7 protein-coding genes and 1 pseudogene are annotated in these 6,945 nt (G+C 69.7%); 5 read left to right on the top strand and 3 right to left on the bottom strand.

The features are described from left to right. Window positions 1-419 (top strand): annotated as a pseudogene (locus IE271_RS39880) (helix-turn-helix domain-containing protein); the annotation flags it as partial. A gap of 493 nt (window positions 420-912) precedes the next feature. On the opposite strand, the gene IE271_RS39875 reads toward IE271_RS39880, so the two are convergent. Continuing rightward, window positions 913-1,380, bottom strand: a complete 468-nt coding sequence (locus IE271_RS39875) for a Rid family hydrolase (RefSeq protein ID WP_190195331.1) — start codon at window positions 1,378-1,380, stop codon at window positions 913-915. A gap of 93 nt (window positions 1,381-1,473) precedes the next feature. On the opposite strand from IE271_RS39875, the gene IE271_RS39870 reads away from it, so the two are divergent. Continuing rightward, window positions 1,474-2,016, top strand: coding sequence for a MarR family winged helix-turn-helix transcriptional regulator (locus tag IE271_RS39870; protein WP_190195330.1), 543 nt, complete (start codon window positions 1,474-1,476; stop codon window positions 2,014-2,016). 603 nt (window positions 2,017-2,619) lie between these two features. On the opposite strand, the gene IE271_RS43085 is transcribed toward IE271_RS39870, so the two are convergent. Together IE271_RS43085 and IE271_RS39860 are read right to left on the bottom strand one after the other, a co-directional pair. After that, a complete protein-coding gene (locus IE271_RS43085; RefSeq protein ID WP_229919957.1) occupies window positions 2,620-3,171 on the bottom strand; it encodes a hypothetical protein in 552 nt (183 codons plus the stop codon). Window positions 3,172-3,440: 269 nt separating this feature from the next. Continuing rightward, window positions 3,441-4,412 carry an aldo/keto reductase gene (locus IE271_RS39860; protein ID WP_190195329.1) on the bottom strand — a complete coding sequence of 324 codons (972 nt, stop codon included), beginning with the start codon at window positions 4,410-4,412 and terminating at the stop codon, window positions 3,441-3,443. 148 nt (window positions 4,413-4,560) lie between these two features. Between IE271_RS39860 and IE271_RS39855 the strand changes: the two genes are divergently transcribed. The 3 genes from IE271_RS39855 to IE271_RS39845 all read left to right on the top strand — a co-directional run bounded on the left by IE271_RS39855 (window position 4,561) and on the right by IE271_RS39845 (window position 6,851). Continuing rightward, on the top strand, window positions 4,561-5,166 hold the full coding sequence (locus tag IE271_RS39855) for a TetR/AcrR family transcriptional regulator (protein ID WP_190195328.1): 606 nt from the start codon (window positions 4,561-4,563) through the stop codon (window positions 5,164-5,166). Window positions 5,167-5,368: 202 nt separating this feature from the next. Further along, window positions 5,369-5,761 (top strand): ester cyclase, encoded by a 393-nt coding sequence (locus tag IE271_RS39850; RefSeq protein WP_190195327.1) that lies wholly within the window; start codon window positions 5,369-5,371, stop codon window positions 5,759-5,761. Further along, the gene (locus IE271_RS39845; RefSeq protein WP_190195326.1) at window positions 5,754-6,851 is read left to right on the top strand and encodes a Gfo/Idh/MocA family protein; all 1,098 of its coding nucleotides are present in this window, start codon (window positions 5,754-5,756) and stop codon (window positions 6,849-6,851) included. The genes IE271_RS39850 and IE271_RS39845 overlap by 8 nt, the downstream gene beginning before the upstream one ends. Window positions 6,852-6,945: the final 94 nt, after the last annotated feature.

The following is a 6,945-nucleotide window of genomic DNA, read 5'->3' as shown; positions in this document are numbered from 1 at the left end:
CCGTACCCGCGCTCCTGGACCGGGCCGCCCAGCACGCCGCCCGGCTGGACGGCGCGAACAACGCCCTGTGGTCCGCGTTCAACGCGGCGAACGTGTCGCTGTACCGGCTGGCCACGCACGTACAGCTCGCCCAGGGCGCCGAAGCGGTCGCGGTGGCGACCAGCATGCCCGCACCGGATATCGACCAGCTGCCGCGCGAGCGCCGCGCCCACCGCCTGGTCGACCTCGCCCACGCCTACACCCTGGCCGGACAGCGCACCGCGGCCGTCGACGCCCTGCTGGCCGCAGAACGGGAAGCAGCCGAGGAAGTGCGCTCACGTCCGCGCACCCGCCGACTGATCGAGGAACTGTCCCTGCTGGGCACCGGGAACGCCGAGGCACGCTTGCGGGCGCTCGCGGAGCGCTGTGGACTGCCCTGATGACACGCACCCCGCATCCGATCCCCAGCGCCGCCCCACCCGCCACGCCGCCACCATGACCAGCCGCTCCCGACGCGCGCAGACCCCGCTGTCCTGTTCTGTCTTCTGCGCACGACGGACCACGGCGACCTGCCCCGGGGCACCCTGACGCAGCGGGCGCGGCGTCCACGGCCGGGCGGTCCGGATACCGTAGCCGACACGGTCATGTCCCGCGGATGGTGTTCACGGCCGCGGGGCGGGAGCGTGGAGGCGGTGAGGTCGCCTCGGCCGGCCTTCGCTCGCGTCGCGGCTCGCGGGAGGCCACAGTCCCGGCCCGAGGACGCGGGTGCGGCCCGCAAGGCCCGCGGGCCTTGCGGACCGGACCCGCGATGAACATCCACCTGCCGGCACCCTCAGCAGCGGTTCCAGTACGTCAGGTCGAGCGATCAGGACGGGTGCGCGGCAGGTGGTCGCCCTGGAACCGGGGCGACCACCTGCCGCAAGAAGGCGCGTTTCAGTCCGGGGTGGCTACGATTCGGTCACCGGAGGCGATGGTTCGGTTCGCGGAGCCGACGATGGCGGTGACGCGAATCTCCACACGCATGGCGGCGAGGCCGAGGGCCGTGACACCGGTTTCGGTCCAGATCGGCGCGCGGCCGTCGAGGCGACGGCGGAACTGCTCGGCCATGACCATGTTGTGGTCGTCGCCGATGGCGTCGTCTCCCGGTGCGACCTTGTGGTAGGAGTTGACGTGGATGACGTCCTTCCATGTCGCGCCGACCGTGGCGAGTGTGCGCTCCACGTTGTCGAAAGCCTGGATGATCTCGTCTTCCAGCGATTCGGGGATGACCAGGTCGTCGTCCACCCCGGCCTGGCCGGAGGTCTCGACCCGGTCGCCGACGCGGACGGCCCCGCTGTAGCCGAGGGCCTTGTGCAGCTTCTCACCGGAGCCCGGAGCAATGCCGAAGGTGACGGTACTCATGATGCTCTCTTCCTGCCCATGGCGGTGCGTTTCCTCTTAGATGAGTTCACGCGTAAAGTGAAGCTAGCAGATGTCGACTTCACGCGTAAAGTCATGACGGATCGCGTCAGAGAGACGGGAAAACCTGTGAGCGGCACGGACGGACACGAGAACGAGGGGGAGCTGCGATGGCTCGACGAGCAGGAGAAGGCGGCGTGGACAGGGCTGATCTCCCTTGTCCTGCTACTGCCCGGCAAGCTGGAGTCGCCGCTGCGACAGGAACATGACCTCACCCTGTTCGAGTACCTCGTGCTCAGTCACCTCTCCGAGGCCCCACAGCGCAAGCTGCGGATGGGAGAGCTCGCCTTCCTCGCCAGCGGGTCGCTCTCTCGTCTGTCCAATGTCGTCAAACGCTGCGAACAGCGCGGCTGGGTCGTACGGACACCCGACCCGACCGACGGCCGTTACACCCTCGCCGAACTCACCGACGTCGGCTTCGACATCGTGCACCGGGCAGCACCCACGCACCTGCGCACCGTACGCCGCATCGTCCTGGACTCGCTCAACGCGACCGACCAGAAGGCCCTCGCCCGGATCGCACAGAAACTCCGCATCGTCCCCGACGACTTCGGCGGGAGTGCCGAACGAGTGGTGTGACCGAGGCAGTCGGGTCGACGGCGGACTGCCGACAGGCGGTCGTCGACGGTGATGCCCAAGGCGTTCAGTGCGGTCTTCCAGCGGCTGGTCCATTGTCCCGCACCAGTAGTTGCTCGTTGGTCCTCGCGTGACTTCCGCTGCCGATGGGTCGGTTCCTCGTCGCGGACCGAAGCTGGAACCGTTGTCGCTGTCCGCTGATGAGCGGTCGGTGCTGGAGCGCTGGTCGCGTCGGGCCGCATCGGCCCGGGTGCCGGCTCTGCGGGCCGGGATCGCGCCGGCGTGTGAGGGCCCTGCGGTGCGGTCGGCCGCAGCAGGAGAACCATGACATGGTGCAGGTCGATGACGGCCTGCTGGTTTTTGTCCTCGGCGGCGACGCCGTAGACGTGGTGGGGGCCATGGGCCTGCGGGGACGTCCACGGCCGGGAAGCTGAGCTGGCCGTCGGCCGAGGCGGGCGTGGTGAAGGTGAGATCGGGCGGGTGGGGCTGGACGGGGGTGCGGAATTGCTGCGCGTACCGCTGGGGGCTGACCTCACCGGGTCGAGCCGACCGGCACGGTGGTCCTGTCGGTGACGCCATGGGTGGGCGGGCCGCCACGGGCGCCCGTCATCGCGGCGACCTCCTTGGCCAGCTCGTTCCACCGGCCCTCGCGCGGGGGCCGGGCAGCCTCTCCTTGCAGTCCAGGCCGTCGGACTCGGCCGGGTTGGCGTCGGCGGCCTGCTCGACCACGCCGAAGGTGAGCGGACCGGGCGGCGTACCGAGGTGCTCGCGCAGTCGCGTCCGGAACGGGCCGCGCCCGACAGCGTGCGGAGCGGCACCGCCGGCACCGTGCCCGCACGGGGAGGCCCGGGTGCATCGACTCCTCCTCCGGGTCGCGGGCTGCACCGGGTCAGCGACCCCTCTTCGGCGGCATCCCGAGCCCTCGGCCGCGGTGCGGGACCAGCAGAACCGCCCGTGCCGCCACCCGGGCTGCCGTGGGGCGACGGCCGCGGCGGCCTCCGCCACAGCCCGGTCCTGTTCGGCCAGCCGGTGCAGGACCCGCTCGGCGATCACCAACTCCTCCCGCTCGGCCTGGACCTCCGCCAGCTGCTTGGCCGACTCCTCGGCGAGCGTGTCCAGTTCATTCCGGCGAGCCGTGATCCGCTCCAGCTCCAGCATCCCCACGCCTTCCCCGCGCTCTCCCGGCACCGGCCCGGCCAGGGAGCGCAGGAGGGGCACGGCGGTCGGCGCAGCAGACCCCGGCAACGGCCCTGGCGACAGGTCAGACGATCTTCACCATGGACACCCGCCGAGACCAGCGCGAGTACCCCGCCCGCCCCGCACACCAGACCCGTGACCTGCGTACTTCATGTTGCACAGTCTCATGGGGAATGCGGCACTCTTCGCCCGGATGCCGACCCTCGGCGTGCGTGGTGGTACGTCTTCGATCAGCGGTTGATGGCGGCCATGTTGTCCGCGTCGTAGCGCTCGCCGGAGGCCGGGGGCAGGTCGTTCAGGCGGGCGACGTGGCTGGCAGTGAGCTCGATCCGGTCGGCGGCGGCGTTCTCCTCCAGCCGGGCGACTCGCTTGGTGCCGGGGATGGGCGCGATGTCGTCGCCCTGGGCGAGCAGCCAGGCCAGGGCAACCTGTGCGGGCGTGGTGTCGATCTCGGCGGCTACGGCCCGGACCTCGTCGACGATTCGCAGGTTGCGTTCCAGGTTGCCGTCGGCGAAGCGGTGGTTGGTGCGGCGCCAGTCGTCGGCGTCAAGATCGTTCAGGGAGCGGATGCTGCCGGTCAGGAAGCCGCGGCCGAGCGGGGAGTACGGCACGAAGCCGATACCCAGTTCGCGCAGGACGGGCAGGATCTCGGCCTCCGGGTCGCGGGTCCACAGCGAGTATTCGGACTGGACCGCGGTGACCGGATGCACGGCGTGAGCGCGGCGGATCGTGGCGGGGCCGGCCTCCGACAGGCCGATGTGGCGGATCTTGCCTTCGGCCACCAGTTCGGCCAGCGCGCCAACGGTCTCCTCGACGGGCGTGCCGGGGTCCACTCGGTGCTGGTAGTAGAGGTCGATGCGGTCGGTGCCCAGGCGCTTCAGTGATCCCTCCACGGCCAGGCGGATATTGGCCGGGGTGCTGTCCGGAGACGTGCCACCGGTGTGGGAGATCAGTCCGAACTTGGTCGCCAGCACGACCTCGTCCCGGCGCCCCCGCAGGGCCCGGCCGACCAACTCCTCGTTGATGAAGGGGCCGTACCCCTCAGCGGTGTCGATATGGGTGACCCCGAGGTCCAGAGCGCGGTGGATCGTGCGGATCGACTCGTCGTCGAACCGGCCGGCGCCGGTGTAGAACGCCGACATTCCCATGGCTCCGAGACCGATGCGAGAGACCTTGAGGCCGCCGAGCGAAACGGTTTTCATGGCGCGGACTTCCCTTCCCATCAATTAAGTACCGGTCGGTGCAGAACCCTAACACATCAAGACCGATCGGTACTGAACTGCATTCGCCACCTTGTGGGGATGGAACTGCCGGTCAGCGGGGATCTGTACCGAGGGGTACACTTGCGGTATGGGTGACTCCCGCAGGGCCGTCATGGGCCGGCCTCGAGGATTCGACGTCGACCAGGCGCTGGAACGCGCGATGCGGGTGTTCTGGGCCCGAGGGTACGAAGGTGCAAGCCTCGCTGAACTGACCGGCGCCATGGGGATCACCAAGACGAGCATGTATGCGGCCTTCGGCAACAAGGAGCAGTTGTTCCGCAAGGCCCTCCAGCGCTACGGCGATGGGCCGGCCGCCTACGCCACGCGCGCCCTGGAGGAGCCCACCGCACGGGCCGTGGCATTGGCGTTCCTCCGCGGAGCGGTCCGCACCACGACCCCTCCCGGCGGCCCCTCCGGGTGCCTGGCCGTGCAGGGTGCGCTGGCGTCGAGCGACGAGAGCCGGGCCGTCCACGACCTGCTTGCCGACTGGCGCAACGACGCGGGGGTCCGCCTCGAGGAGCGCTTCCGGCGCGCCGTCAACGAGGGTGACCTTCCGCGCGACGCCGACCCTCGGCGACTTGCCCGGTTCATCATGACGATGGGTTTCGGCATCGCAGTGCAGGCCGCCAACGGCCTCGCTCCCGCCGAGCTCGACGAGATCGTCGACACGGCATTGCTCGGCTGGCCCGCGTAGCGGCTGCACTCCTTCGCTCGCCCCGGTGGGACGTCCTCCTCGCATGAGGGCCGTGACGGTGTCGCAAAACTTCGGTACCGTTCGGAACAGAAGTTTCGGGCAGTGGTTCCCTCCCCTGCCGACGATCGCCGCGACGAAACCGTCAAGAGCCGTCGCGAAACACCGAGCATGACCTCCGCTCCGGGGGCCGAAGAAGGGGATCATGTCCGACACCGACCTGCGCGAGTTCTACCTGCGCTACATCGGGGCGCTCAACGCCCACGAGATCCACCGCATGGACGAGTTCATCAACGACGAGACCACCCTGAACGGCGAGCCGGGCACTCGGGACCAGGTCATCGCTGTGCTGAACGGCGACATCGACGCGGTCCCGGACTTCCACTGGGAGCCCCGGGAGATCGTGGTCGATGGTGATCGCCTGGCCGCCCGTCTGACCAACACGGGCACGCCCGCCAAGGAGTGGCTCGGCGTGGCTCCCACCGGCGCCTCGTTCGAGATCGTCGAGTACGCCATCTACCAGGTTCGTGACGGGCGGTTCGCGCACATGACGGCCCTGCACGACGCCGAGACCCTGAGGCGGCAGCTCGGTGCCTGACTCCCGTAAGCCGATCGGCGTCGGCATCGTCGGCCTGAGCGCCACGGGAGGCTGGGCGGCCGGGGCTCACCTGCCCGCGCTGAGCGCCGTCGACGGGATCGAGCTTCGCGCGCTGGCGGCGAGCTCCGAAGCCTCGGCCCGGGCCGCGGGAGCGGCGTATGGCGTACCCGCGTACACGTCGGTCGAGCAGCTCGCCGGCGACGAGAACGTCGACCTCGTCGTTGTCGCCGTCAAAGTGCCCCAGCATCGCGAACTCGTGTTGCCCGTGCTGAAGGCGGGAGTGCCGGTGCTCTCCGAGTGGCCGCTCGCCGTCGACCTGCGCGAGGCCGAGGAGATGGAGCGTGCCGCCGGGACGACGCGCACCTTCGTCGGTCTTCAGGGACGCTCCTCGCCCACCTTCCGCTGGCTGGCCGACCTCGTGTCCGAAGGATTCGTGGGGGAAGTGCTCTCCGCCACCGTCGTGGCGTCTTCGACCGAATGGGGCACTCCGGTGTCTCCGAACATGGTCTACACGCTCGACCGCAAGCTCGGGGCCACGATGCTGACCATCGCGTTCGGACACGCGATCGACCTGGTGTCGATGGTCGTCGGCGAGCTTCAGGAAGTGGTCGCCACGACCGCGACCCGGCGCCGCCAGGTTCCCCTCGGGCGCACCGGGCAGGTCGTTCCGATGACCGCCGAGGACCAGATCGCGATCTCGGGCACCGTGGTGGGCGGGGCGATCCTGTCCGTCCACCACCGTGGAGGCGCGGCATCGGGTGCGGGGTTCTCTCTGATCATCGACGGCACGGAGGGGAGACTCGAGATCACCGCCGCCGAGTTCCCGCACATCGGTCCGGTCACGGTGTGTGGCACACGCGGCGGCGGTCGGCCCACGAAGGTCACGCTGCCCAGCGGCTACGACGACTATCCCGGCCTGGCCGGAACAGTGATCCACACGCTGGCGCACGCCTACGCCGCGATTCGGGACGACCTCGTCCACGGAACGGCCGTCGCCCCGGACTTCACCCACGCCGTCAAGCGCCACCGGCTCCTTGACGCGATCGTACGGTCCGCCGCCACAGGCCAGCGAAAAGCCCTCCGTCCTTAGCGGTGGTTTGTTGACGGCGGATTCGTGAGGGTGTAGGCCGTGCAGGGAGGCGTCGACTCGGTTGGGGAGATCGAGATGACGAAGCGGTTGCCGT

Source organism: Streptomyces minutiscleroticus (assembly GCF_014650875.1).
Classification (GTDB): domain Bacteria; phylum Actinomycetota; class Actinomycetes; order Streptomycetales; family Streptomycetaceae; genus Streptomyces; species Streptomyces minutiscleroticus.
This window is presented reverse-complemented; position numbering and strand designations above follow the sequence as displayed.